This window comes from Sphingomonas sp. GM_Shp_1, assembly GCF_026540895.1.
GTDB lineage: Bacteria > Pseudomonadota > Alphaproteobacteria > Sphingomonadales > Sphingomonadaceae > Sphingomonas.
Window position 1 is genome coordinate 81,147 of record NZ_JALNUR010000006.1, and the last position, 25,271, is coordinate 106,417.

At 66.6% G+C, this 25,271-nt stretch carries 20 protein-coding genes and 2 tRNA genes; 12 read left to right on the top strand and 10 right to left on the bottom strand.

Going from position 1 to position 25,271, the window contains the following annotated elements:
* The first annotated feature begins 27 nt into the window (after positions 1–27).
* Positions 28–561 (top strand): 5-formyltetrahydrofolate cyclo-ligase, encoded by a 534-nt coding sequence (locus tag OXQ33_RS05370; protein WP_267433660.1) that lies wholly within the window; start codon positions 28–30, stop codon positions 559–561.
* Positions 558–761, top strand: a complete 204-nt coding sequence (locus OXQ33_RS05375; RefSeq protein WP_267433661.1) for a DUF2842 domain-containing protein — start codon at positions 558–560, stop codon at positions 759–761. The genes OXQ33_RS05370 and OXQ33_RS05375 overlap by 4 nt, the downstream gene beginning before the upstream one ends.
* Before the next feature lie 200 nt (positions 762–961).
* On the opposite strand, the gene OXQ33_RS05380 is transcribed toward OXQ33_RS05375, so the two are convergent.
* The 4 genes from OXQ33_RS05380 to OXQ33_RS05395 form a co-directional block, all read right to left on the bottom strand.
* Positions 962–1,038: transfer RNA gene (locus tag OXQ33_RS05380), tRNA-Asp, on the bottom strand.
* Between the two features lie 81 nt (positions 1,039–1,119).
* Positions 1,120–1,196: transfer RNA gene (locus OXQ33_RS05385), tRNA-Asp, on the bottom strand.
* Between the two features lie 52 nt (positions 1,197–1,248).
* Positions 1,249–2,436, bottom strand: coding sequence for an AI-2E family transporter (locus OXQ33_RS05390; protein WP_267433706.1), 1,188 nt, complete (start codon positions 2,434–2,436; stop codon positions 1,249–1,251).
* A 140-nt stretch (positions 2,437–2,576) separates the two neighbouring features.
* Positions 2,577–2,753, bottom strand: coding sequence for a hypothetical protein (locus OXQ33_RS05395; RefSeq protein ID WP_267433662.1), 177 nt, complete (start codon positions 2,751–2,753; stop codon positions 2,577–2,579).
* A 155-nt stretch (positions 2,754–2,908) separates the two neighbouring features.
* On the opposite strand from OXQ33_RS05395, the gene OXQ33_RS05400 reads away from it, so the two are divergent.
* Positions 2,909–3,775 (top strand): acyl-CoA thioesterase II, encoded by an 867-nt coding sequence (locus OXQ33_RS05400; RefSeq protein ID WP_267433663.1) that lies wholly within the window; start codon positions 2,909–2,911, stop codon positions 3,773–3,775.
* On the opposite strand, the gene OXQ33_RS05410 is transcribed toward OXQ33_RS05400, so the two are convergent.
* On the bottom strand, positions 3,772–4,827 hold the full coding sequence (locus OXQ33_RS05410; RefSeq protein ID WP_276039830.1) for a PAS domain-containing methyl-accepting chemotaxis protein: 1,056 nt from the start codon (positions 4,825–4,827) through the stop codon (positions 3,772–3,774). The two genes, OXQ33_RS05400 and OXQ33_RS05410, sit on opposite strands and share 4 nt — an antisense overlap.
* 237 nt (positions 4,828–5,064) lie before the next feature.
* Between OXQ33_RS05410 and OXQ33_RS05415 the strand changes: the two genes are divergently transcribed.
* The 4 genes from OXQ33_RS05415 to OXQ33_RS05430 all read left to right on the top strand — a co-directional run bounded on the left by OXQ33_RS05415 (position 5,065) and on the right by OXQ33_RS05430 (position 9,308).
* Positions 5,065–6,306, top strand: a complete 1,242-nt coding sequence (locus OXQ33_RS05415; protein ID WP_267433664.1) for a TetR/AcrR family transcriptional regulator — start codon at positions 5,065–5,067, stop codon at positions 6,304–6,306.
* Between the two features lie 381 nt (positions 6,307–6,687).
* Positions 6,688–7,179 (top strand): hypothetical protein, encoded by a 492-nt coding sequence (locus OXQ33_RS05420; protein WP_267433665.1) that lies wholly within the window; start codon positions 6,688–6,690, stop codon positions 7,177–7,179.
* A gap of 78 nt (positions 7,180–7,257) precedes the next feature.
* Positions 7,258–7,977: a response regulator gene (locus OXQ33_RS05425; RefSeq protein ID WP_261268163.1), complete on the top strand. Its 720-nt coding sequence runs from the start codon at positions 7,258–7,260 to the stop codon at positions 7,975–7,977.
* A 35-nt stretch (positions 7,978–8,012) separates the two neighbouring features.
* On the top strand, positions 8,013–9,308 hold the full coding sequence (locus OXQ33_RS05430) for an ATP-binding protein (protein WP_267433709.1): 1,296 nt from the start codon (positions 8,013–8,015) through the stop codon (positions 9,306–9,308).
* A gap of 27 nt (positions 9,309–9,335) precedes the next feature.
* Here the strand turns inward: OXQ33_RS05430 and OXQ33_RS05435 are convergent, their stop codons facing one another.
* Together OXQ33_RS05435 and OXQ33_RS05440 are read right to left on the bottom strand one after the other, a co-directional pair.
* Complete coding sequence (locus OXQ33_RS05435; RefSeq protein ID WP_267433666.1) at positions 9,336–10,817, bottom strand: MFS transporter; 1,482 nt, start codon at positions 10,815–10,817, stop codon at positions 9,336–9,338.
* A 32-nt stretch (positions 10,818–10,849) separates the two neighbouring features.
* Positions 10,850–11,881, bottom strand: coding sequence for a LacI family DNA-binding transcriptional regulator (locus OXQ33_RS05440; RefSeq protein WP_267433667.1), 1,032 nt, complete (start codon positions 11,879–11,881; stop codon positions 10,850–10,852).
* A 204-nt stretch (positions 11,882–12,085) separates the two neighbouring features.
* Between OXQ33_RS05440 and OXQ33_RS05445 the strand changes: the two genes are divergently transcribed.
* The 5 genes from OXQ33_RS05445 (at position 12,086) to OXQ33_RS05465 (ending at position 21,896) form a co-directional block, all read left to right on the top strand.
* Entirely contained in the window at positions 12,086–14,830 is a 2,745-nt protein-coding gene (locus OXQ33_RS05445; protein WP_267433668.1) for a TonB-dependent receptor, read from the top strand.
* 61 nt (positions 14,831–14,891) lie between these two features.
* Positions 14,892–16,418 (top strand): tryptophan halogenase family protein, encoded by a 1,527-nt coding sequence (locus tag OXQ33_RS05450; RefSeq protein ID WP_267433669.1) that lies wholly within the window; start codon positions 14,892–14,894, stop codon positions 16,416–16,418.
* Positions 16,415–18,208: an alpha-amylase family glycosyl hydrolase gene (locus OXQ33_RS05455; RefSeq protein WP_267433670.1), complete on the top strand. Its 1,794-nt coding sequence runs from the start codon at positions 16,415–16,417 to the stop codon at positions 18,206–18,208. The genes OXQ33_RS05450 and OXQ33_RS05455 overlap by 4 nt, the downstream gene beginning before the upstream one ends.
* On the top strand, positions 18,208–19,821 hold the full coding sequence (locus OXQ33_RS05460) for an alpha-glucosidase (RefSeq protein WP_267433671.1): 1,614 nt from the start codon (positions 18,208–18,210) through the stop codon (positions 19,819–19,821). The genes OXQ33_RS05455 and OXQ33_RS05460 overlap by 1 nt, the downstream gene beginning before the upstream one ends.
* Positions 19,818–21,896 (top strand): glycoside hydrolase family 97 protein, encoded by a 2,079-nt coding sequence (locus tag OXQ33_RS05465; protein WP_267433672.1) that lies wholly within the window; start codon positions 19,818–19,820, stop codon positions 21,894–21,896. The genes OXQ33_RS05460 and OXQ33_RS05465 overlap by 4 nt, the downstream gene beginning before the upstream one ends.
* 140 nt (positions 21,897–22,036) lie before the next feature.
* On the opposite strand, the gene OXQ33_RS05470 is transcribed toward OXQ33_RS05465, so the two are convergent.
* The 3 genes from OXQ33_RS05470 to OXQ33_RS05480 all read right to left on the bottom strand — a co-directional run bounded on the left by OXQ33_RS05470 (position 22,037) and on the right by OXQ33_RS05480 (position 25,209).
* Positions 22,037–24,115 (bottom strand): M3 family metallopeptidase, encoded by a 2,079-nt coding sequence (locus OXQ33_RS05470; RefSeq protein ID WP_267433673.1) that lies wholly within the window; start codon positions 24,113–24,115, stop codon positions 22,037–22,039.
* 117 nt (positions 24,116–24,232) lie between these two features.
* Positions 24,233–24,421: a hypothetical protein gene (locus OXQ33_RS05475; RefSeq protein WP_267433674.1), complete on the bottom strand. Its 189-nt coding sequence runs from the start codon at positions 24,419–24,421 to the stop codon at positions 24,233–24,235.
* Positions 24,418–25,209: a Crp/Fnr family transcriptional regulator gene (locus OXQ33_RS05480; protein ID WP_267433675.1), complete on the bottom strand. Its 792-nt coding sequence runs from the start codon at positions 25,207–25,209 to the stop codon at positions 24,418–24,420. Before OXQ33_RS05480 ends, OXQ33_RS05475 begins: the two co-directional genes overlap by 4 nt.
* Positions 25,210–25,271: the final 62 nt, after the last annotated feature.

The window sequence follows — 25,271 nt, forward strand, 5'->3', positions numbered from 1 at the left end:
CGGTCCCGCCACCTGCCTTCCTCGTCCATGACGGACAAGCGCGCCCTTCGTGCCCGGATGCGGGCGGCGCGTGACGCGCACGGCCCCGGCCTGCTGCCGGTGGCGCGCCCCTTTCTCGACCGATTGCTGCCTGGACAGATCGTCGCCGCCTATCGCCCGATCGGGGCGGAGGCCGACCCGGCGCTGTGGGTCGAGGCGGCATTGCACGCCGGTGCGACCATTGCCCTGCCCCATGTCGTCGACCGCGCAAGCCCGATCAGGTTCCTGACATGGGCGCAAGGGCAGGATCTGCACATCGGCGCGTTCGGCCTTCACCAGCCCGATCCCCATGGCCCCGAATGCGCCCCCGACATCATCCTGACGCCGCTGCTGGGCTTCGACCGGCGCGGCAACCGGCTGGGACAGGGCGCGGGGCATTATGACCGCGCCTTCGCCGCGCACCCCGATACCTGGCGTGTCGGCATCGCCTGGAGCTTGCAGGAGGTCGAGGTGCTGACCCCAGACCCGTGGGACGTACCGCTCCACGCCATCGCCACCGAATCGGAATGGATCGTCCCATGACCCCCAGTTGGCGCAAACCCGCCGGAATGCTGCTGATCGTCGCGATCATCGTGCTGTGGGCGGTGCTGGTCGCCAGCCTGTCGGGCGTGGTGGGCCAGTGGCACTGGGTGTTGCAACTGACGTTCTATGTGGTCGCCGGGATCGTGTGGATCACGCCGATGAAGCCGCTGTTGCGGTGGATGGAGGGGGGCCGGGGTTAGGGCTTCCCTTCGACTTTGGCAGCGCGCCGGAGTTTATCCTGAGCGGAGATCCAATCGCGTCGCCCCAGCGCAGGCTGGGGTCTTTCTCGATCGCAGTGGCCCGTCGCCAGAGATCCCAGCCTTCGCTGGGATGACGAATGGAATGTCGGGAGAAATGGAACGTCCCCGTAACCCGGAAACGAAAACGCCATCCCGAAGGATGGCGCGAGTGACGGGGCTCGAACCCGCGACCTCCGGCGTGACAGGCCGGCGCTCTAACCAACTGAGCTACACCCGCTTGAAAGCCATATGATGCCGCATATATCCGGCATCGGCCCTTTCGGGGATTTCGATATTTTCCACCATTCCCAGGAAGGAATGGCGCGAGTGACGGGGCTCGAACCCGCGACCTCCGGCGTGACAGGCCGGCGCTCTAACCAACTGAGCTACACCCGCTGAAAGCGTCGAGGCGCGCCAACTAGGCGAGCCTCCCGACCCTGTCAACGCTTCATTTCGAACTTTCTTGCGGAACGTCCTCCGGGTCGCTGTCACGGTCGAGATAGGTCAGCGTGCCATGCTCGAACAGGAAGCCCGCAATGTCCGGCTTGCCCGCCGCCTTCAGCACGGTTTGCAGGATGATCAGCAGCGGAACGGCCAGCAGCGCGCCCAGCGTCCCCCACACCCATCCCCAGAAGCTGAGCGAGACCAGGATCATGACCGGGCTGATGGTCAGGCGGTGCCCGACGATCAGCGGGGTGATCAGGTTCGCCTCGATCAGGTGCATCCCGTACATGATCGCGGGCGGGGCGAGCGCGACCCAGATGTCGCTGAACGTCATCAGCCCCCCGACCGCGAGCAGCAGCGCGCCGATCACCGGCCCGAAATAGGGGATGTAGTTGAGCAGCGCGACGATACCGCCCCACATCAACGGATAGGGCATGCCGAACAGCGACAGCGCCCCCGCCACCGCGCCGCCCAGCGCCAGGTTGATGATGGTGATGGTCCCCAGATAGGCGGATACGTCGTCGACCACCTCCTGGATCACTCGCGCGGTCGCCATCGCGCCGTCGAAGCTGGTCCGCCCCCGGATCGTCTCGCGCCGCATCCGAGTCCAGCCCGACAGGACGAAGAAGACGACGAGGACGCCGAACAGGAACTGGACGATCAGCGTCGGTGCCGAGGTCGCGGCAAGCTCCAGGATCGAGCTGGGCGGCGACACCGCGCTCGTCTGCGGCTGGCGGATCGGGGTCGAGGCGACCTGCCGCAGCGCCTTGTTCACATAGCGTTCGAGGTTGGAATACAGGTCGAGCAGCGGCGCCAGATTGTCCTGGATGCGTCCGATCCGACTGGGGAGCAGGCGAAAGAAATCGGTCGCGGGCACGATGATCGCGGCCAGCGCGATATTGGCGACGACGAGGAACAGCAAGACGCACAACAGAGCCGCCAGCGGAGACGGCACCCGCCGCCGCTCCAGCCATTCGAGAATGGGGACCAGCGCGATCGCGATGACCAGCGCGGTGGTCAGCGGCAGGAAGAACTCCGCCCCCTCCTTGAGGGCGAAGGGCAGCGCCAGGGTGAACCCCGCCCCCGCCGTCAGCGTCAGCCCGGCGAGCAGGCGGTCACGCCGCATCGCGATCCGCATCGCCTCCCGCGAGCCCATGCCCGCCGGGGTCCCCAGGATCGAATCGCCGGCCATGGGAGCCTTGGCGGTCGCGTCGTCATGCACGTCACTCATGACGATCACGTTAGCGGCTTTCCCCGGTCAGGAAAGCCGCTAACGCCGTGCGGGGATGACGTTTGTGTCATGAAGCGCACCGATCACCGGCGCGCACGGCCTTACCAGGCGCGCGGGATGCCGCCGGTCCGCTCGGCGACCGCATTCTCGATCGACTGGAGCTGCGTGCGGGACAGCACGCCCGCCTCCATCAGGTGACGCATCAGTTCTTCGGTCAGGGCCGCCAGAAAGTGCAATTCCGCACGCTCCGACGCGCCGTCTTCGTTCAATGCGTCCATCGCCAACTCCCGGATCTGATCGACCGCGACTGTGTAGCGATGCCCAGGCACCGGTGAAAGTATCTTTTCTGCACAAGGGATCAGCGGTTGACGTTTACGTCAAGGATAACCATCACCAAGCCATGGATCATCGACCACCCCCTTCCCCCGAAATCATGGCCCAGGGCCTTGTCGCGCTGCTGGATGTCGAGGAGATCGACACCGACCTCTATCGCGGCGCGCGGCGCCCCGGCGGCGAGGGGCGGGTCTTCGGCGGACAAGTGATCGCACAGGCGCTCCAGGCCGCGCAACGCTCGACCGAGGCGCCGCGCACCGCCCATTCGCTCCACGCCTATTTCATGCGGCCGGGCGACGAACGTTATCCGATCGTCTACCGCGTCGAGCGCGATTTCGAGGGGCGCAGCTTCGCGACCCGGCGGGTGATCGCGATGCAGAAGGGCAAGCCGATCCTCAACCTGGCCTGCTCGTTCCAGACGCCGGAGGAAGGGCTGCATCATCAGGACGCGATGCCCGACGTCCCCGCGCCCGATACGCTGACGCCCGAACGGGAGTTGCTGGCAGCGCTGGGCGACCAGATCCCCGCGCCGCTCCGCGCCTTTCTCTCGCGTCCCCGCCCGATCGAACTGCGCCCCGTCGATCCCCGGCAGTTGCTCAAGCCCGAGCCGCGCGCGCCGTCCCAGTCGATCTGGTTCCGCCTCGTCGCGCCGGTCGGGGACGATCCCGCCCTGCACCGCGCGATCCTGGCCTATGCCAGCGATTTCGCGCTGCTCGGCACCTCGACCCTGCCGCACGCGGTCCACTGGCTGATCGACGATATGCAGACGGCCAGCCTCGACCACGCCCTGTGGCTGCACGAGCCCTTCCGGGCGGACGAATGGCTGCTCTACACGACCGACAGCCCCTGGGCGGGCCATGCGCGCGGGTTCAACCGGGGCCGCATCTTCACCAGCGACGGACGGCTGGTCGCCAGCGTCGCGCAGGAAGGGCTGATCCGCCTGCGCACGCCCAAGGCCAGCGATTAACGGCGCAGCATCTCGCGGACCGACTGGGTGGCGCTGCGGGTATCCTCGGCCAGTTTCTTGACTTCGGCGGCGACGATGCCGAAGCCGCGCCCGGCGGGGCCCGCCCTTGCCGCCTCGATGCTCGCATTCAGGGCCAGCATGTTGGTCTGTCCGGCGATGGCGGCGATACGGTCGACGAGGCCCTCCATGTCGCGAAGCATGGTTTCCAAAGCGGTCTGGCGATCCTCGGCCATCAGGCGAAACCGCTCCGCCTGATCCAGCCGCTCGCCCGCCTCCGCCTCCAGCCGGACCCGGTCCGTCATGTCGGTGGCGAACTTCACGATCTTGTACGGCACGCCCTCGGCGTCGAGGATCGGGGTGTAGGTGGCCTGAAGCCAGAGGGCCATCCCGTCGGCGCGCCGCCGCTCGAACCGCCCGGCGATGAACCGCCCCGCCGCCAGATCGGCCCAGAAGCGGGCATAGGCAGGCGACCGGACATGATCGGCACTGCAAAAGCGGCTGTGATGCACCCCGACCGTCGCCGCGCGCGAATAGCCGATCAACGACAGGAAGATGTCGTTCGCGGCCAGCACATGGCCCTTCAGGTCGAATTCCACCACCGCCTGCGACAGGTCGATGGCGGCGAGTTTGCCATGCGCCTCCCCATCGGTCAGGCAGCGCCCGGTGATATCGGTCGCGATCATCAGGACCTGGGTGACGGTCCCGTCCGCATCCAGGACGGGCAGATAGCGCGCCTCCAGCCAGATCGACCGCCCCTGCCGTCCCACCCGGCGATAGACCCCGCTATGGGGCACACCCCGACGCACATCCGACCAGATTTGTTCATGATCCGCCGACCTGGCGATATCGGGCTGACACAGCATCGCATGCGACCGCCCCACCAATTCGGTAGCGGTATGACCGAAGACGTGAAGGAAATTGTCATTGGCCCATTGGATGACGCCATCCGTATCGAACACCACCAGCAGATGCGCCCGATCGATCGACCGGAACATCATGTCCTCCCGCTGCCAAATCTGGCCGACCTTCGCGGGGAAAAGTTCGATACCCATGGGCCTACATTGCCCAAGATGACCTAAACCTCTGTTAATATTTCGTTGCCGATGCGATATGATCTAAATTAGGCCCAAGCCGTTTCGGCCATACCCGATTTCGGATTTGACAGGGTAGAACCGCCACCCGATCCTCGATTCCGCAAAAAGCGATGACCGGCGTCGCTTTTCGCGATAGGAATATCGGTCCGACGCGGATCGACGGTCCGACGGGCGAGTATCGAGAGGGTGACGGCAATGGCGGCAACGTCCGTCGAGGAAGAACAGAGTACCGAACGCTATCGACAGAAGCGTGACGCCATCCTGGCGGCGGCGGCCCAGGCGATCAACGAACAATCGGCCAAGGGCATGACCTTCGCCGATGTGGCGCAGCGCGTCGGGTTGAACACCACCAGCGTCACCTATTATTTCCGTCGCAAGGACGAACTGGCGGCGGCGGCGTTCGAGCATACGCTGGATCGGCTGCTGGAGATGCTGGCGCTCGCCGCCGAGGCACCCACGCCACAGGCCCGCGTCGCGCGCTATCTGTCGATCAACATGGCCCGGCTCGCCCGGATCGAGCGGGGCGAGGAAGCGCCCTTCGCCGTCCTGTCCGATCTGAGGGCCATGGAGGAGCCGATCCGCGGTCGCCTGATGGCCGGGTGGCAGAAGGTGTTCCGCGCCACGCGCAGCCTATGGGGTCCCGCCCCCAGCCGCGCGCATACCGACCTGCACGGCGCGCGGGCGCATGTCCTACTGGAAAATACCTTCTGGCTGCCGATCTGGCTGGTCCGCTACGAACTGGACCAGTTTCCCCGCGTCGAGGAACGGCTGCTCGACGTGTTGACCCATGGCATCGCGGCGGGGGGATCGACCTGGTCCCCCGCCATGCTCGACCTGGACGCGCGGATGGCGCAGCGGACCGAGCCGGGGCGCGAGGCGTTTCTGCTGGCCGCGACCCGGCTGATTAACCAGCTCGGCTATCGCGGGGCCAGCGTGCAGCGGATCGCCAGCGAGCTGAACGTCACCAAGGGCAGCTTCTACCACCATCTCGACGCCAAGGACGATCTGGTCGCCGCATGTTACCGCCGCAGCTTCGACACGATCACCGCCGCGCAGCAACTGGCCGATGCGGCCGGGGGCAGCCATTGGCACCGGCTGTCCAGCGCGATCGCGACCCTGCTGGACGTCCAGTTCGCCGAGCGCGGGCCGCTTCTCCGCACCACCGCGCTGGCCAGCCTGCCGGGCGACGTGCGCGCGCAGATGGTCGAGCGGTCCAACGGGATCGCGCGGCGCTATGCGGGCACGATCATGGATGGCGTGGCGGAAGGATCGATGCGCGCGGTCGATGCGCTGATCGCGGCGCAGGCGCTGATGGCGATCCAGAATGCGGCCTTCGACATGCGCAAATGGGCGGGCACGATGGAGCGCCCCCACGCCATCGCGCTCTATGCCTCGACCATTCTTTACGGGATGTTCGACGACCGTTTCCTGGACTAGCTCCTGCGGCATTCATGCCACTCCTTCTTCCCTCTCCCCTGGACAGGGGAGAGGGAAGAAGGAGCTTGCCAGCCTGCTGGCTAGCGCAGCTTGGGTGAGGGGTTGAGCGAGCCAAAGGCTCGCGCGCTCGCTTGCGCAAGCGCAGCACCCCTCACCCAGCTCCGACTAGGCCTTTGCTTCGCAAAGACCAAGTCTGCGCAACCCTCTCCCCTCTATGAGGGGCGAGGGAAAGTAAGGGCATATTGGAATGTCGATCCGGCCTGGGGCGCACAATTTGCAACAATTGCGGCTGTCGCCCGACATGATCGGGCGACAGCCCTGGGCGAGAAGGGCCATCGATCGGAGGGGATTTTCCGCTCCGCCGCAAAGGACCCGAAACCCATGCGAAAGACCCTGATCGGCCTTTCCCTCGCCACCCTGCTGACCGCCACCGCCGCGCAGGCCCAGACCTCGGCCCCCCCTCCCCCGCCGCCCGGCCGGATGGGTGGTGCGATGATGGGGATGCAGCCCGATGCCTCGGGCAACATCACCCGCGCCGCCGCCATCGCCGCTGCCGACCAGCGCTTCGCCGCGATGGACGCCAATCACGACGGCACCGTGACCCCGGACGAAATGCGCGCCTATCGCGAGCAGCGCCGTACCGAGTGGCAACAGCGTCGCCAGGGCGGCGGTGACCGCCCCGGCCGTCGCGCCCCGCAACCCATCACCGCCGACGCCTTCCGCGCCCGTGCCGTGGCGATGTTCGACCGTCTCGACACCAATCATGACGGCAAGATCGACGCGGCCGAGCGCGCCGCCGCCCCCCGGTTCAGTGGCCGCCGCCATGGCGGCATGGCCCCCGGAGCTCAGCCTGCCCCCCAGCAGGACGACTGAGCCGTCGGGCGGGGCGACCGATCCCCCCATCGGTCGCCCCGCTTGCGAGCCGCGCTTGCCATGCTAGACCCCTCCCCCATGTCCGACACGCCGCACCTGCTGCTCGTCGATGACGAGCGTTCCATCCGCGAGCCGCTCGCCGTCTATCTGACCAAACAGGGGTTCCGCGTGACCCAGGCGGGCGATGCCGCCTCGGCGCGCACCCGGCTGGCGGCCTATGCCATCGACCTGGTCATCCTCGACATCATGATGCCGGGCGAGGACGGGCTATCGCTGTGCCGCCATATCGCGGCGACCAGCGAGGTGCCGGTCATCCTGCTGACCGCTCGTGCGGAGGAGACGGACCGGATCGTCGGGCTGGAGATGGGCGCGGACGATTATGTCGTGAAGCCCTTCTCCCCGCGCGAACTGGCGACCCGGGCCAAGGTCGTGCTCCGCCGGACCCAGGCGGGCGGCGCGCGGCTCCATGCGCCGGACAGCGGCTCCTACGCCTTTGCGGGCTGGGTGCTGAAATCGGGCGAGCGGTCGCTGGTCGATCGCGAGGGCGTGTCGGTGATGCTGTCGACCGGCGAATATAATCTGCTGCTCGCGCTGGTCAGCCGTCCGCGCCAGGTGCTGACCCGCGACCAGCTGCTCGACCTGACCCAGGGGCGCGAGGCCGCCGCCTTCGACCGAGCGATCGACAATCAGGTCAGCCGCCTGCGCCGCAAGATCGAGGCGGACCCCAAATCGCCCGAGATCATCAAGACGGTCTGGGGCGGCGGCTATACGCTGGCCGCCGAAGTGACGCGCCTGTGAGACTCCGCTTCTGGCCGCGTCGGCTGGCGGCGCAGATGGCGCTGCTGCTCGCCATCGCGCTGTTCGTGGCACAGGCAATCAACTTCGCGCTGCTGTTGCACGAGCGGCGAACGTTGCTGCTGGAACAGACATCGGGGCCCGCCATTGCGCGGCTGACCGACGCGATCGACCGCGCCGCCAATGGCCGCCCGCCCGCCCCCGATCGCGGCCGGGTGCGTATGTCGCTCTACAATCCGATCCGCCCCGACCTGCCGCGCGTGCCCGCGGTGGAGGCGCTGGTGCGCGAGGGGCTGGTCGAATCGGGGCATCCGGTGCTGCGCGTCGTCACCGGCATCCGCCCGTTCCGCCCGGAGGATTTCGATTGGGCCCGCCGCCGTGTCGACCGGCGCCGTCCCCCGGCGCAGGAATTGCTGATCGCCGTCGAGCGAAAGACCGGCGGCTGGCTGGTCACGCGCTCCTTCTGGCCCAATGACGGGATGTTCCTGGTCTGGCGGCTGATCGCGCAGACATTGATCCTGTACGGCGTCATCCTGCTGCCCGTACTGTGGATCGGACGGCGCATATCGCGCCCCTTGCGCGACCTGACCCGCGCCGCCGAACGTTTCGACCCGCGCGAGCCCGGCGAGCCCATTCCCGAACAGGGGCCGCTCGACGTCTCCGGCCTGATCGCGGCGTTCAACGCGCTGCGGCTGCGGATCGGGGCGATGCTGGAGGAAAAGGATCGGATGCTCGGCGCGATCGGTCACGACCTTCGGACGCCACTGGCGGCGCTTCGGGTGCGCATCGAGTCGGTCGAGGACGAGCAGGACCGGCTGCGCATGGCGGACACCATCGCCGAGATGAACAAGACGCTGGAGGACATACTTTCGCTCGCCCGTGCGGGGCGACCGAGCGAAGCGGAGACCGATGTCGACCTGAACGCGCTGGTCGATGCGGTCGTCGCCGATTTCCTCGACCTGGGACAGGATGTGACCTTCGAGGAAGGCGGGCGGCTCCGGCTGAAGCTGCGCCCCACGCTGATGCGGCGCGCGGTGCGCAACCTGATCGAGAATGCGGTCAAATATGGCCATTCCGCCGATGTGCGCATCGATGCGCAGGCCGATCATGTCGCGATCATCGTCGCCGACCGAGGCCCCGGCATCGCCGCCGATCAGTTGGAGGCGGTGTTCGATCCCTTCATCCGCCTGGAAAGCTCGCGCAACCGGGATACGGGCGGCATCGGACTGGGCCTGGCGCTGGCCCGTTCGATCGTGCGCGAGGCGGGCGGGGATATCCGCCTCTCCAACCAGCCCGAAGGAGGGTTGGCCGCAACGATCACGCTGCCGAGATAATCCTTCCCGGCACGGGGAGGATTGGGCTCAGGCGTCCTTGGCCACCCTCAGCATCGCCAGTGCCGCCAGTCCCATCACCCCCGCCGCGATCGCCATCGCCCAAACCAGATCGCCGGGGAAGAAATGGCCGACCACCGCCCCCATGATCGACGACACGATCAGTTGCGGCAGCACGATGAAGATGTTGAACAACCCCATGTAAATGCCCAACTTCTCCGCCGGGAGCGCCGCCGACAGGATCGCATAGGGCATGGTCAGGATCGACGCCCAGGCGACGCCGACGAACACCATCGCCCCCAATAGCCACCAGGCGTCCCGGATCACCAGGAACGACGCGAACCCCGCCGCGCCGCACAGCAGGCCGACGACATGCGTGTTCCGCCGCCCGATCGCCCGCGCCAGCCATGGCAGCGCAAAGGCCCAAAGTGTCGCCACGCCGCTATAGACCGCGAACAGCACGCCGACCCAATTGGCCCCCTCGTTGAAGGCCGCGCTGGAGGCGTCGGTGGTGTGGAAGACCCGCGCCGCAACGATCGGCGTGGTGTAGATCCACATGATGAACAGCGCCGACCAAGTGAAGAACTGGACCAGCGCCAGCCGCTTCATCGTCGCGGGCATCGCCGCCAGATCGGCCAGGATCTGGCTGAGCGCATTGGCCCCTCGCCCGCCCCGCACCAGCGCCGCGCTGACGATCCGCGCCAGACCGAAGGCGATCAATCCACCGCCCAGCAGATAGACCGGCTTGTCGAGCCCCAGCAGCCCCACGCCCGCGACGACCAGCACGCCTGCGACGATCCAGAGCGGCGCGGTGCCGATCCGGTCGGACGGCACGGCATCGCTATGCACCACCCGCCCCTCGTCGCTCTCGGCAAAGGCCGCGATCTGCTCGGGCGAATATTCGCGGGTGGTCAGCACGGTCCAGAGCACCGCGCCGAACAGGGCGGCCGCCCCGATATAGAAGCCATAGCGCACCGATGGCGGCACCTCGCCCGGCCCGGCGACATTGGCGACATGGAAGACATCGGTCAGCACCATCGGCGCGAGCGACCCCAGCACCGCGCCCGCCCCGATGAACCCGGTCTGGAAGGCATAGCCCGCCGTCCGCTGGCGGCTGGGGAGCATGTCGCCCACAAAGGCGCGGAACGGCTCCATCGACACGTTGAGCGAGGCGTCGAGCAGCCAGAGCAGCATCGCGGCGCCCAGCAGCCCGCCCGCATTGGGCATCCCCACCAACGCCAGCGTCGCCAGCACCGCGCCCGCCAGGAAATAGGGCCGCCGCCGCCCGAACCGGCCCCAGGTCCGGTCGCTATAATGGCCGATCACCGGCTGGACGAGCAGCCCGGTCAGCGGTGCCGCGATCCACAGGAACGCCAGGTCCTTCTCGGCGGTGCCCAGCGACTGGAAGATGCGGCTGATATTGGCGTTTTGCAGGGCAAAGCCGATCTGAATCCCGAAAAAGCCGAACGAGGTGTTCCACAGCCCCCAAAAGCCCTGACGCGGCTTCTCCATAACCTCTCCCAATATTCTGTTATCGTTGTGTTTTACGGCCGGATGCTAGACCCGCGCACGACCAGCGTGGCGGGCAGCAGGGTCGGCGTCCGGGGCTTGCCCGAAATCTCGGCAAGCAGCGCGCGGACGAGCAGCCGCCCCGCCGCCGCCGCATCCTGCACCACCGTGCTGAGCGGCGGATGCGCGAAGCTGGCCGCCGGAATATCGTCGAACCCGACCAGCGAGACATCGTCGGGCACCCGCAATCCCGCCTCGGCCAGTACGCGCATCGCCGCCAGCGCGATCAGGTCGCTCGCCGCCATGATCGCGTCGAAGGGCCGCCCCCGCGCCAGCAATTCGCGCGCGGCGCGTTCGCCCTCCTCCTCGCTGGAGATCGCCCCGACCTGAAGCGCGGGATCGCAGGGCAGGTCCGCTTCGGCCAGCGCATCGCGATAGCCTCGATAACGGTCGTGGAATTCGGGATAATGGTCGGTCGCATCGCCCAGGAACGCGATCCGCTTGCGTCCCTGCGCGACCAGATGCCGCGTCGCCGCGAGCGCCCCCGCATGATTGTCGCACCCGATGGTCAGCCCCGGCTGGCCCGGCGCGACCGAGCCCCAGCGCACGAAATGGGTGCCGCGCGCGACCAGTTGATCGAGCTGCTCGCGATAATCGGCATAGTCACCGTAACCGAGCAGGATCAGCCCGTCGGCACGGTGGCTGTCCTCATAATCGGCCTGCCAGTTGCTGGTCGGGTTCTGGAAAGAGACGAGCAGGTCGTATCCGACCTCCGCACAACTCTCCATGATCGAACCCAGCATGCCGAGGAAAAAGGGATTGATCAGCGTCCGCCCCGGCGAAGGATCGCGGAACAGCAGCAGCGCCAGGGTCCGGGTCTGCCCGCTGCGCAGATTGGAAGCGGCGCGGTCGACCGTATAGTTCAGCGTCTTGGCGATCGCCTCGATCCGCGCACGGGTAGCGGCGCTGACCGACGGACTTCCCCGGAGCGCACGGCTGACCGTCGGCTGCGACACGCCCGCCATTTGCGCGATATCGAACGATGTGGGCTTTCGCTGGCCGACCAAGATCAGGGCATCCTCCTTGCCCCCCAATACCTGCTTTGCTGTATCAGGTTAAGCGGGAGCCCTGTCGTAATAATGCAACAGGCCGATATGGCCGCATTGAATACGTATGCGGCATCATTCCCTTTCATCGCGATCGATTTCACAGGTGCGGCAACAACCATACCCGTTCGTCGAAAGAAAACGGGGTTTCCTGGAGGGGATTTCATGACGGTTCGCCCTGTGGCGCCGGCCGATGCCGCGCGCTCGTTCCTGAAGCTCGGGGTCAGCACGCTGGCTCTGGTCGTCGCCGCGCCGGTCTGTGCGCAGAGCGTCGCGGTCGTGCCCGCGCCGAACACCGGCACCCCGGACACCGCCGCCCAGCAGGCGCAGGACAATGCCGAACCGGGCGATATCGTCGTCACCGGCTTCCGCGCCGCGCTGGAAAACGCCGTCGCCGAGAAGAAGAACCGCGACCTGGTCGTCGAATCCGTCTCGGCCGAGGATATCGGCAAGCTGCCCGACGCGTCGATCGCGGAGTCGATCGCCCGCCTGCCCGGCGTGACGTCGCAGCGGGTCAACGGCCGCTCCAACGCCATCTCGATCCGCGGTTTCGCGCCCGACTTCTCGACCACGCTCTTGAACGGTCGCGAGCAGACCTCGACCGGCGACAACCGCGCGGTGGAATATGACCAGTATCCGGCTGAAGTCGTCAACCAGGTGCTGATCTACAAGACCGCCAATGCCGCGCTGATCGGCCAGGGCCTGTCGGGCACGGTCGACCTGAAGACCATCCGCCCGCTCGACTATGGCAAGCGCGTCTTCTCGGTCGGCGCGCGTGGCACCTATGCCGATATCGGCAAGCTGAACGCGGGGTCGAAGGACTTCGGCTATCGCGCTTCGGCCACCTATGTCGACCAGTTCGCGGACGACACGATCGGCGTCGCGCTGTCGGCCAGCTATCTGAACGAGCCATACCAGATTCAGGAAGGCAATGCCTGGGGCTATGCGCCCGTCACGGTAAACGGTGCCTCTGCCAACGTCATCGGCGGCTCCAAATCCTATGTCACCTCGACCACGCTGAAGCGCCTGGGCCTTTCGGGCACGCTCCAGTGGAAAATGAGCGACACCTTCACCAGCACGCTCGACGGTTTCTATTCCGACTTCAACGACGACCAGATCAAGCGCGGGATCGAACTGCCGCTGGCCTGGGGCAGCGGCACGACCCTGACCAATCCCACCGTCAGCAACGGTCTCGTCACCTCGGGCACGTTCAGCGGTGTCGAGGGCGTGGTCCGCAACGACTCGTTCCAGCGCAAGGCCAAGCTCTATTCGTTCGGCTATAACGGCAAGTATAAGGGCGATGACGGCTGGAGCGCGTTCATCGACCTCAGCTATTCGCGCACCGACCGCGACGAGGTGACGCTGGAGACCTATAGCGGCACCGGTTACGGCCAGGGCAATGGCGCGACCGACACGCTGGGCTTCACCACGGGCCGCACCGGCACCGTGTTCCAGCCGACGCTGAACTATTCCGACCCCAATCTGATCCAGCTCACCGATCCGCTGGGCTGGGGCGGCACGACGCGCCAGGCGGGCTATTATAACGACCGCAAGGTCACCGACGAGATCAAGCAGTACCGCGTCGAGATCGAGCGCGAGGTCGAAACCCCGATCGTCCATGCCATCCGCTTCGGCCTGAACTACACCGATCACGCCAAGTCGCTGGCCCCCAACGAGGCGTTCGTCACCCTGCCCGGCGGCGCGACCATCGCGCCGCTGCCCCAGCAATATCGCCAGACGCCGACCGACCTGACCTATCTGGGTCTGGGACCGATGCTCAGCTACGACCCGCGCGCGCTGCTGGCGGGCGGCGTCTATACGCTGACGCCCAACACCAGCCCGGACGTGCCCGCCAAGGCGTACACCACGACCGAGCATCTGATGACCGCCTATCTCCAGGCCGATCTGCGCGCGCAACTGGGCGCGGCGGAGCTGACCGGCAATATCGGCGTGCAGGCGGTGGGAACCGAGCAGAAGTCGCGCGGCCTGGTCTATAACGGCACCGGCTTCAACGCGATCGTCCAGGGCGACGATTACTGGGACATCCTGCCCAGCGCCAACCTGTCGCTTCGCCTGCCCAGCGACTGGGTGTTCCGCGTCGCGGCGGCGCGCCAGATGATGCGCCCGCGCTTCGACGATATGCGCGTCGCGCTATCCTATGGCTTCGACACGGCGCAGGGGATCATCTCGGGCAATGGCGGCAATCCGTTCCTCCGCCCGATCCGGTCCAATTCCTACGACGTGACGATCGAGAAGTATTTCGGCACGCGCGGCTATCTGGCGGCGCAGGGCTTCTACAAGGATCTCAAGAGCTTCGTTTACAATCTTGAGCAGCCTTACGACTATACCGGCCTGCCGCTTCCCGCGTCTCTGCCGGTCGGCATCCCGCTTCAGGGCCGGATCACTCGTCCGATCAACGGAACCGGCGGCACGATCTACGGCGTCGAACTGGCGGGCACGCTGCCGCTGGGTCAGGTGGTCGGCTTCCTCGACGGCTTCGGCCTGACGGGCGGCGGGTCGTACACCAAGACCGAGATCACCCCGACCCCCGGCGGCGAGCCCGAGGATATTCCCGGCTATTCGCGCTGGGTGGCGAACGGCACCGCCTTTTTCGAGAAATGGGGCCTGAACATCCGTGGCTCGGTCCGGTACCGCTCGACCTTCGTGGGTGAGTTGTCGGGCTTCGGCGCCAACCGCGTCCGCCGCCGCGCGATCGACGAGACGATCGTCGACGGCCAGATCGGCTATGACTTCCAGGACGGCACGTTCAAGGGCCTGTCGCTGTTCGTCCAGGGCCAGAACCTGACCGACACGCCGTTCGTCACGACCAATGGCGGACAGCGCGATCAGGTGATCGACTATCAGAGCTATGGTCGCCGGTTCCTCGCCGGGTTTACCTATCGCTTCTGATACAAGTTTCCCGCGCCGGTCCCCCATATCCGGCGCGGGAATCCCGAATGTGAGACGCCGCATGGACGCCCGCCCCACCACAGACCGTATCGCCAGAAAGGTCGTGATCGTCGGCGGCGGCACCGCCGGATGGATGGCGGCGGCGGCGCTGGCGCGGTTCCTGCCCCCCTCGACCCGCATCACCCTGATCGAGTCCGATGCGATCGGCACCGTCGGGGTGGGCGAGGCGACGATCCCCGGTATCCGCCTGTTCAACCAGATGCTCGGCCTGGACGAGGCCGAGTTCCTGCGCGCCACGTACGGCAGCTTCAAGCTGGGCATCCGGTTCGAGGGCTGGTCGGGCGAAGGCAGCGGTTATCTCCATGCGTTCGGCAGCATCGGGCGCGGGCTGGGGCTGGTGCCGTTCCACCATTACTGGCTGCGCGGCGGCGGTGCGGCGAACCCCGCCTCGCTCTGGGGCCATATGGCGAGTGCGCAAGCCGCGATGAGCGGACGCTTCGCCCCCGATCCGGGCCGCCCCGACCTGCCGAGCGGCCTCGCATGGGCCTATCATTTCGATGCCAGCCTCTATGCCGCGCTGCTCCGCCACCATGCGGAAAGCGCGGGCGTGGTACGGGTTGAGGGTCGCATCGCCTCGATCGCGCGCGATCGGGGCGGTCGGATCGACCATGTCGTGCTGGAAGGTGGCGAGAGCCATGCGGGCGACCTGTTCATCGACTGCACGGGCTTTCGCGCGCTGCTGATCGGCGAAGCGCTGGCCGAGCCGTTCGACGACTGGTCGGACCTCCTGCCCTGCAACCGCGCGCTGGCGGTGGCGGGCGAGCGTGCCGCCCCCCTGCCCCCCTATACCCGCGCCATCGCCCATGGGGCGGGGTGGCGCTGGCGGATTCCGCTTCAGCATCGCACCGGCAACGGCTTGGTCTATGACAGCCGCCATCTGTCGGACGACGAAGCTGTCGACCGGCTGCTCTCGGCACTGAACGGCGAAGCGGCGGGCGATCCGCGCCTGTTGCGCTTCACCACCGGACGACGGCGGCGCGCCTGGGTGGGTAATTGCGTCGCGCTCGGACTGGCGGCGGGGTTTCTGGAGCCGCTGGAGTCGACCAGCATCCATCTGATCCAGTCGGGCATCGCGCGGCTGCTGGACTATTGGCCCGGCCAGACGCTCCAGCCGGTCGAGATCGACGCCTATAATCGCGAGACCGAAGGCGAGTGGCGGGCGATCCGCGACTTCCTGATCCTCCATTACCACGCCAATGCCCGCCCCGAGCCCTTCTGGACCGAGCGGCGCGCGGTGCCGCTGCCCGCCAGCCTCGCGAGCCGCATCGCGCTGTTCCGCGCCAATGGCCGGTTCCGCCGCGAGGGCGACGAGCTTTTCGCCGAGCCCGGCTGGATACAGGTGATGATCGGCCAGGGCATCGTCCCCGCCGGGCATCACGCACTCGCCGATGAGCTGTCGGCGGACGAGCTGGACGATTTCCTCAGTCTCACCCGGCGTCACGCCGCGCAGGTGGCCGCCCGGCTGCCCACGCACGACGCCTTCCTCGCCGCGCACTGCGCCGCGCCCCATCACAAGGTTCTCGCATGAAAAAGCTGCTGCTTGCCCTGCTCGCCACCGCCACGCCATTGGCGGCGCAGGATTATCGCCAACGCCTGCCGCAGGACGAGGTGATCTATTTCGTCCTGCCCGACCGGTTCGAGAATGGCGACCCCGCCAATGATCGCGGTGGCCTGAAGGGCGGGCCGCTCACCACCGGCTTCGACCCGGCGCACAAGGGCTTTTACCATGGCGGCGACTTGAAGGGGCTGACCCAGCGGCTCGACTATATCCAGGGGCTGGGCGCGACCGCGATCTGGCTGGGGCCGATCTTCAAGAACAAGCCGGTCCAGGGCGCCAAGGGCCGGGAGAGTGCGGGCTATCACGGTTACTGGATCACGGACTTCACCACGGTCGACCCGCATCTGGGGACCGAGGCCGATCTGCACGCCTTCATCGACGCCGCGCATCAGCGGGGGATGAAGGTATATATGGACATCATCGTCAACCACACGGCGGACGTGATCCAGTATCGCGAATGCGTCGAAGGCTCGCCCTGCCCCTATCGCGACCGGGCGACCTACCCCTATCAGCGAAGCGGTGGTGTCGATGGCAAGCCGATCAATCCCGACTTTGTCGGCGACGATGGGCAGACGGCGGCGAACTTCTCGAAGCTGACCGACCCGACCTATGCCTATACCCCTTACATCCCGGCGGGTGAGCGGAACGCCAAGACCCCGGCCTGGCTCAACGACCCGATCTACTACCACAATCGCGGCAACACGACTTTTGAGGACGAAAGTTCGACCACCGGCGACTTCTCGGGGCTGGACGATCTCTATACCGAAAATCCGCGCGTCATCGCGGGCATGATCGACATCTACGGCAGTTGGATCGACCGGTTCGGCGTCGACGGCTTCCGCATCGACACCGCCAAACATGTGAACCCGGAATTCTGGCGGAGCTTCGTCCCCGCCATGCTGACCCGCGCCCAAGCCAAGGACATTCCGAACTTCCATATCTTCGGCGAGGTGACGGCGGGCATGGATCCCGGTTATCTCGCGCGCTGGACCAAGATCGCCGACTATCCGGCGGTCCTCGACTTCGCCTTCATGAACGCGGTGATTCAGACGGTCGCGGAGAACAAGCCGACCCGCACCCTCGCCAGCCTGTTCGAGGGCGATGTCCTCTATGCCAAGGGTGAGGCCACGGCGGACATATTGCCGACCTTTCTCGGCAATCACGACCATGGCCGCTTTGCCCGTGATGTTCGGCAGGCGAACCGCGACGCCTCGGACGACGAAATCCTGAAGCGGGTCGAACTGGGCCATGCGATGCTGCTCACCTTGCGCGGTGTGCCGACCATCTATTCGGGCGACGAACAGGGCTTTGCGGGCGACGGCAACGATCAGGACGCGCGCGAGGACATGTTCGCCAGCAAGGTCGCGAGCTACAACGACAATCGCCTGGTCGGCACGTCGAAGACCACTGCCACCGACAGCTTCGTGCCCGCCCATCCCCTCTACCGCGAGATCGCGACGCTTGCCCGGCTGCGCGTCGCCAACCCCGCCCTCACCCGCGGGCGGCAGGTGATCCGCGCGCGCGGCGATGCCCCCGGCCTGTTCGCTGTGTCCCGCTTCGATCCCGCCACGGGGCGCGAATATGTGATCGCCTTCAACACCTCGGCCAAGCCGCTGCGCCAGGCCGTACAGGTCGAAACGGCATCGCAACGTTTTGCGGCCATGGCTGGCCCCTGCGCCCCGATTGCCGCCGCGCCCGGCAGCCTGATGTTTGACTTGCCCGCCTTCGGCTATGCCGTGTGCGCGGCGGAGAGCCGTTGATGACCCATAGTGTTCCCACCGCCCCCCGCCCCTGGTGGAAGGGCGCGGTGATCTACCAGATCTATCCCCGCAGCTTTGCCGACAGCAATGACGACGGCATCGGCGACCTGCCCGGCATCACCGCCAAGCTCGACCATGTCGCGGCCCTGGGCGTGGATGCGATCTGGTTGTCGCCCTTCTTCACCTCGCCCATGAAGGATTTCGGTTATGACGTGGCGGATTACCGCGATGTCGACCCGATCTTCGGGACGCTCGCCGATTTCGACGCGCTGGTCGCGCGCGCGCACGAACTGGGGCTGAAGGTCGTCATCGACCAGGTGTACAGCCACACCTCCGACGAGCATGTCTGGTTCACCGAAAGCCGCTCCAGCCGCACCAATGCCCGCGCCGACTGGTATGTCTGGGCCGATGCCAAGCCCGACGGCTCGCCGCCGTCCAACTGGCAGTCGGTGTTCGGCGGCCCCGCCTGGACCTGGGACGCGCGGCGCGGGCAATATTATCTGCACAATTTCCTGAAGGAGCAGCCGCAGCTCCACGTCCATCACCCGGACGTGCAGGCCGAATTGCTGGCGACCGCGCGCTTCTGGCTGGACCGGGGCGTGGACGGGTTCCGGCTGGATGCGATCAACTTCATGATGCACGAGCCGACCCTTCGCGATAACCCGCCCGCGCCCGACACCGGCAAGACGCGGACCCGGCCGTTCGATTTCCAGGTCAAGCTCTACAACCAGAGCCATGCCGACATCGTGCCCTTCCTGGAGCGTATCCGCGCGACGCTGGACGGTTATGGCGACCGCTTCACGGTGGCCGAGGTCGGTGGCGACGAAGCCGACCGCGAGATGAAGCTGTTCACCGCCGGGGATCATCGGCTGAACACCGCTTACGGCTTCGACTTCCTCTACGCCGACCGTCTGGCCCCACGCATCGTCGCGGAGGCACTGGCGAAATGGCCCGCCGAGCCAGGTGTCGGCTGGCCGAGCTGGGCATTCGAGAACCATGACGCGCCGCGCGCCGTGTCGCGCTGGAGTACGCCGGAGCACCGCGAGGCCTTCGCGCGGGTGAAGATGCTGTTGCTGCTGTCGCTTCGCGGCAATGCCTTTCTCTATCAGGGCGAGGAGTTGGGGCTGACCCAAGTCGATGTGCCCTTCGAGCGGCTGCAAGACCCGGAGGCCATCGCCAACTGGCCGCTGACCCTGTCGCGCGACGGGGTGCGTACGCCGATGCCGTGGAGCAGCAATGCGCGTCACGGTGGCTTCTCGGATGCCGAGCCTTGGCTGCCGGTCGGCCCCGATCACGCCGCGCTGGCGGTCAACCGGCAGGAGGGCGACCCGGACTCGCTGCTGAACCTGACGCGGCGATTGGTGCGGCTGCGCGCGGAGACGCCTGCACTCGCGGTCGGCGACCTCACCCTGCTCCACGCCGACGAGCAGTTGCTCGCCTTCGAGCGGCGCGAGGGGACACAACGCCTGCTCTGCCTGTTCAATCTGGGCGACACGCCCGTGACCATTCCGCCCGCCCTGCCACGCGGCGGGCGAGTGCTGGTCCATGTCAATAACGCCACCGACGAACGCCTGGGCGCGTTCGGGGCGGCGATCCGGGAGATGACTGCATGAAAACCACCATCGCCATCGGGCTCGGCCTGATCGCCAGCGCCGCCCAGGCCCAGAACGGCCCCGCCGATCCGGCGGTCAACGAGACGTTCAAATTCGCCAAGCCCGCCGGACAGCCCGACGCCATCGAGACCTCGCCCAACGGCCAGATCACCGTGCAGGTGTCGACCGACAATGACGGCCGCGCGGTCTATATGATCGCACGGGGCGGCAAGGCGATCATCGCGCCCTCGCGCCTGGGCATGATGTTCACCGACGCGCCCAAGATCGAACGCGGGATGAAGATCGAGGGCGTAACCCACGCCAAATCGGACAGCGGCTGGACCCAGCCCTGGGGCGAATGGCGCACCATCCGCGACAATCACCGCGAGATGCGCGTCCGCCTGATGGAATCGAGCGCGCTGCACCGTCGTTACGACGTGGTGTTCCGGGTGCAGGACGACGGCGTCGGCTTCCGCTACGAATTTCCCGAGCAGCAGGCGAAGCACAGCACCAACATCGCGGAGGAACTGACCGAGTTCAACATCGCGCAAGGCGGCACCGCCTGGTGGAAGCCCGCCTTCCTGTGGAACCGCGAGGAGTATCTCTACAACCGCACGCCCATCAACGCGGTCGGCACGGCGGCGACGCCGATCACCATGAAGCTGGACGACGGCACCCATATCGCCATCCATGAGGCGGCTTTGGTCGACTATGCCAGCATGGGCGTCATGAAGACCGAGGGGAACGGGTTCAAGGCGATCCTCACCCCCGGTTCGGGCGCGCCCAAGGTCATGAAGACCGGCGCCTGGACGACGCCCTGGCGGACCTTCCTGATCGCCCCCGATGCCGGCGGGCTCTATATGAGCCATTTGATGCTCAACCTGAACGAGCCCAACAAGCTGGGCGACGTGTCCTGGGTGAAGCCGGGTAAGTTCGTCGGCGTCTGGTGGAAGATGATCAAGGGCGAATGGAGCTGGGCGCGCGGGCCCCGGCATGGCGCCACCACCGCCAATGTGAAGACCTATATCGACTTCGCCGCCAAATACGGCATCCCCGGCGTGCTGGTCGAGGGGTGGAATATCGGCTGGGACGGCGACTGGGCGGGCAATGGCTCGGCGATGCAGTTCGCGACCCCGGCGGAGGATTTCGATGCCGATGCGCTGGCCAAATACGCCAAGGCCAAGGGCGTCTCGCTGATCGGCCATCACGAGACGGGCGGCGCGGTCAGCCATTATGAGAGCCAGTTCGACCCGGCGTTCAAATTCGCCGCCGATCATGGCGAGCATGTCGTCAAGACCGGCTATGTCGCCGATGCGGGCCAGATCGAGCGGGTAAACGTGGACGGCTCGGTGTCGCGCGAGTGGCATGAGGGACAGTGGATGGTGAACCACCATCTGCGCGTGCTGGAGGCCGCCGCCAAATATAAGGTCTCCATCGATTCCCACGAGCCGGTCAAGGACACAGGGCTCCGCCGCACCTATCCCAATTGGCTGGCGCGCGAGGGCTCGCGGGGAATGGAATATAACGCGTGGCCGGGCAAGAACCCGCCCGAGCATGAGGTCAACCTCGCCTTCACCCGGATGCTCGAAGGCCCGATGGACTTCACGCCCGGCGTGCTCAGCCTGACCGGCAGCGACAACAGCCCGATCCAGTCGACCATCGCCAAACAACTGGCGCTGTACGTGGTGCTCTACTCGCCGGTGCAGATGGCGGCCGATACGCCGGAGAATTATGCGAAATACCGCCAAGCCTTCCGCTTCATCGCGGATGTGCCGGTCGATTGGGAGGACAGTCGCGTCCTGAACGGCGAGGTCGGCGATTACGTCACCTTTGCGCGGCGGGACCGGAAGAGCCGGGACTGGTATGTCGGCTCGATCACCGACGAGAACCCACGCGAGCTGACCGTGACGCTCGACTTCCTAGAGCCGGGCAAGGCGTATGAGGCGCAGGTCTATAAGGATGGCCCCGGCGCGACCTATGCCACGGAAGCCCGCCATTCCATCGCGTTCGAGGCCAAGCGGGTGAAGAAGGGCGATACGTTGACGCTGTCCCTCGCCCCCGGCGGCGGCCAGGCGATTCGGTTGAAAGCGCTGTAACCCCAATTCCTCCCCATCTTTGATGGGGAGGGGGACCGCGCCCGCAGGGCGTGGTGGAGGGGCATGGCCGGTCCGTCCGCCCCTCCACCATCGCTGGCGCGATGGTCCCCCTCCCCAAGCGAGCTTGGGGAGGATCAGGTTTACTTCGTCGGGAAACCCCGCTGCTTGAGCAGCGCATTCACGTCCGGGTCGCGGCCCCGGAACGCGCGATAGGCTTCGGCGCGGTCCGTTTCGTTGCCGGTCGACAACAGGATGCGCGCAAAGCGATCCGCCGTCGCCTTGTCCCAAGGGCTCCCGGCTTCCTCGAACGCGGCGAAGGTGTCGGCGTCCATCGTTTCCGACCAGAGATAGCTATAGTAACCGGCCGAATAGCTGTCCGACGAGAACAGGTGATTGAACTGCGGCAGGCGGTGCCGCATCACCAATTGCCCAGGCATCCCGATCTCGCGAAGGGTCGCCGCCTCGAACGCCGCTGGATCGACCACGCCGTCGGGGATGGTATGCAGCTTCATGTCGACGATCGCCGAGGACAGATATTCGGTCGTCGCGAAACCCTGGTTGAAGGTCTTCGACGCCTCGATCTTGTCGAGCAGCGCCTGCGGCATGGGCTGACCGGTCTTGTAGTGGCGGGCATATTTGTCGAGCACGTCGCGGGTCAGCAGCCAATGCTCGTTCACCTGGCTGGGATATTCCACGAAGTCGCGCGGCGTGCCCGCCAGCCCCGGATAGGTGACGTTCTGGAGCATCGCATGGATCGCGTGGCCGAATTCGTGGAACAGCGTCTCGGCATCGTCCAGGCTGATCAGCACCGGCTCGCCGGGTGCGCCCTTGGCGAAGTTGTTGTTGTTCGACGACAGGACAGTCTGCACCGGCGGCAGGTTGCGCTGGCCGCGATAGGTGTTCGCCCAGGCCCCCGAACGCTTGCCGGTCCGCGCGAAATCGTCGCGGTAGAACAGGCCCACTTCCTTGCCGTTGCGGGTGACATGCCAGACGCGCATGTTCGGCTCGAACACCGGGACCGTGCCGGTGATCTCCTTGAACTCCAGCCCATAGAGCCGGTTCGCGGCATAGAGCGAACCCTGGATGATGTTGTTCAGCTCGAAATAGGGCTTTAGCTCGGCCTGATCGAGGTCGTAGCGGCTCTTGCGGACCTTCTCCTGATAGAAGCGATAGTCCCAGGGCTCGATCGTGATCTTCGCCCCTTCCTTATCGGCGATCGCCTGCATGTCGCGGACCTCTTCGGCGACGCGCGCCTTGGCGGCGGGCCAGACGCGCATCATCAGGTCCATCGCGGCGGCCGGGATCTTGGCCATCGTGTCCTGCATCCGCCAGTCGGCATGGGTCTTGAACCCCAGCAGATGCGCGCGGCTGGCGCGCAGGCGGACGATGCGGGCGATGGTCGCCTTGGTATCGTTGATGTCGCCATTGTCGCCGCGCTTGGTGAAGGCACGCCACACCTGCTCGCGCAGGGCCCGGTCGGTGGCGAAGGTCAGCACCGGGTCGACCGCCGAGCGCGTGTTGACGATGGCCCAGCCATGCTGTCCGCGCTCGGCCGCCGCCGCCTTGGCGACCGCCTTCACGCTGTCGGGCAGGCCCGCCAGCCGCGCCTCGTCGGTAACGATGATCGCCGTGCCCTCATCCGCCAGCAGCCGCTGCGAGAACTCGCTGAAGTTGATCGCCAGATTCTGGTTGAAGGCGGACAGTTCCGCCTTCTGCGCCGGGGTCAGCTTCGCGCCCTGCCGCACGAAGCTGTCATAGGTGCGCGTGACCAGCCGCTTCTGCTGCGCGTCCAGGCCGCTTGTGTCACGCGCCTTGTAGATCGCCTCGATCCGCGCGAACAGTTTGGGGTTGAAGGTGATCTCGTCCGACGCCTTGGCCAGCTTGGGCGACCATTCGCGGTCCAGCGCCTGATAGGCGGGCGAGTTCATATTGCCCGTCATCACCCCGAACAGCGTCATCACGCGGTTCAGCGTCTGCCCGGCATTCTGCATCGGCACGAAGGTATTGGCGAAGCTCGGCTTGGCAGGATCGTTGGCGATCCGCTCATACTCCGCCCGCCGCTCGGCCAGCGCCGCCGCGAAGGCCGCCGGGAACAGCTCGGGCTTCACCTTGTCCCAAGGGGGCACGCCGCCATAGGGGCCGGTCCAGGGGCTGAGCAGCGGGTTGGTGGCGGGGGCCTGAGCCGCTTGAGGCGGGCTGGCCGTGGCGGAGGTGCTCATAAGGGCCGCCAGAGCGGCGGCATGGGGCAGATGACGCAAAGTGAACTCCCGGTCATGAAAGACGCGTCATCACCATAAGCCCCGGGCCCATGAGGTAAAGTCCGGCGGCGGCACAGTTTATCCCTTGCGTTGCTGCTTTTCCGCCAGTCGGGCGGCAGCGACCAGCCCCTCGCCCGTCGCCAGCGCGGCGGACGGGGTCATCGACACCGCCACGCCGTTGGGCCCGTCGAGCATCACGATCCCCTGTTCCGCCGTCGCCAGCCCGGCCTCGCTATGCACCGGCGCTCCGGCGACAGGCGGCGTCACGACCCCGATCCTTCCAGCGTCGGTCCGCCACCATAAAGATAGGCCGGGTCGAAATCGGCAAGCGCGGTCAACGCCGCGATATCCTGGATATGCACCTCGCCGCCGCGAAAGGTCATCAGCCCCCGCTCCCGCAGTGATCGCAGGACGCGGTTGAGATGGACGGGGGTGACGCCCGCCGCCTCGGCGATGTCGATCTGGGTCACCGGAAAGCGGAACATGCCGTCCCGCACCAGGTCCACCATGGCCAGCCGCGCATGAAGCTCGCAAAACAGATGCGCCACGCGCCCATCCGCTTCCAGCCGTCCCAGGCGGAACACCCATTCACGGTGCATCGCGGCGTCGAGCAAGGTGGAGAACCACAAAAGACGGGTCAGACGCGGCTGCTGCTCGACGATCTGCTCCAGCCGGTCATGCCCGACCAGGGCCACCCGCGTCGGGGTAAGCGTCGCGACGTCATGATCCAGATACCGCATCGCAAAGCCGTGCAGGTCGACGAAATCGCCGGGCACGTGAAACGCCACGATCTGCCGATTGCCCTGCCGGTCGTCCATGTAACGGCACATCACGCCCTCTAGCAGCAGGCTGCTGTTGCGGACGCGCTCGTCCCGGCGGATGACGATGGTGCGGGCGGGGATGGAGCGAACCTCGTCCACGCTGTTTTCCAGCGTCGCGATCTCCTCGGGCGTCATCGTCTCGCGCCCGCGCTCCTTCAGGAACAGGCTCGTCAGCGCGGGGCGATCCTTGCTCGGCCTTGGCTGTCTCAGCGTATCGATGGCGGACACCGACATGGCGCGATCCCTCCCGTGGCAGACAACGAGCAAATCCCCGGCCGGGGCAAAGGGTTCCGTCG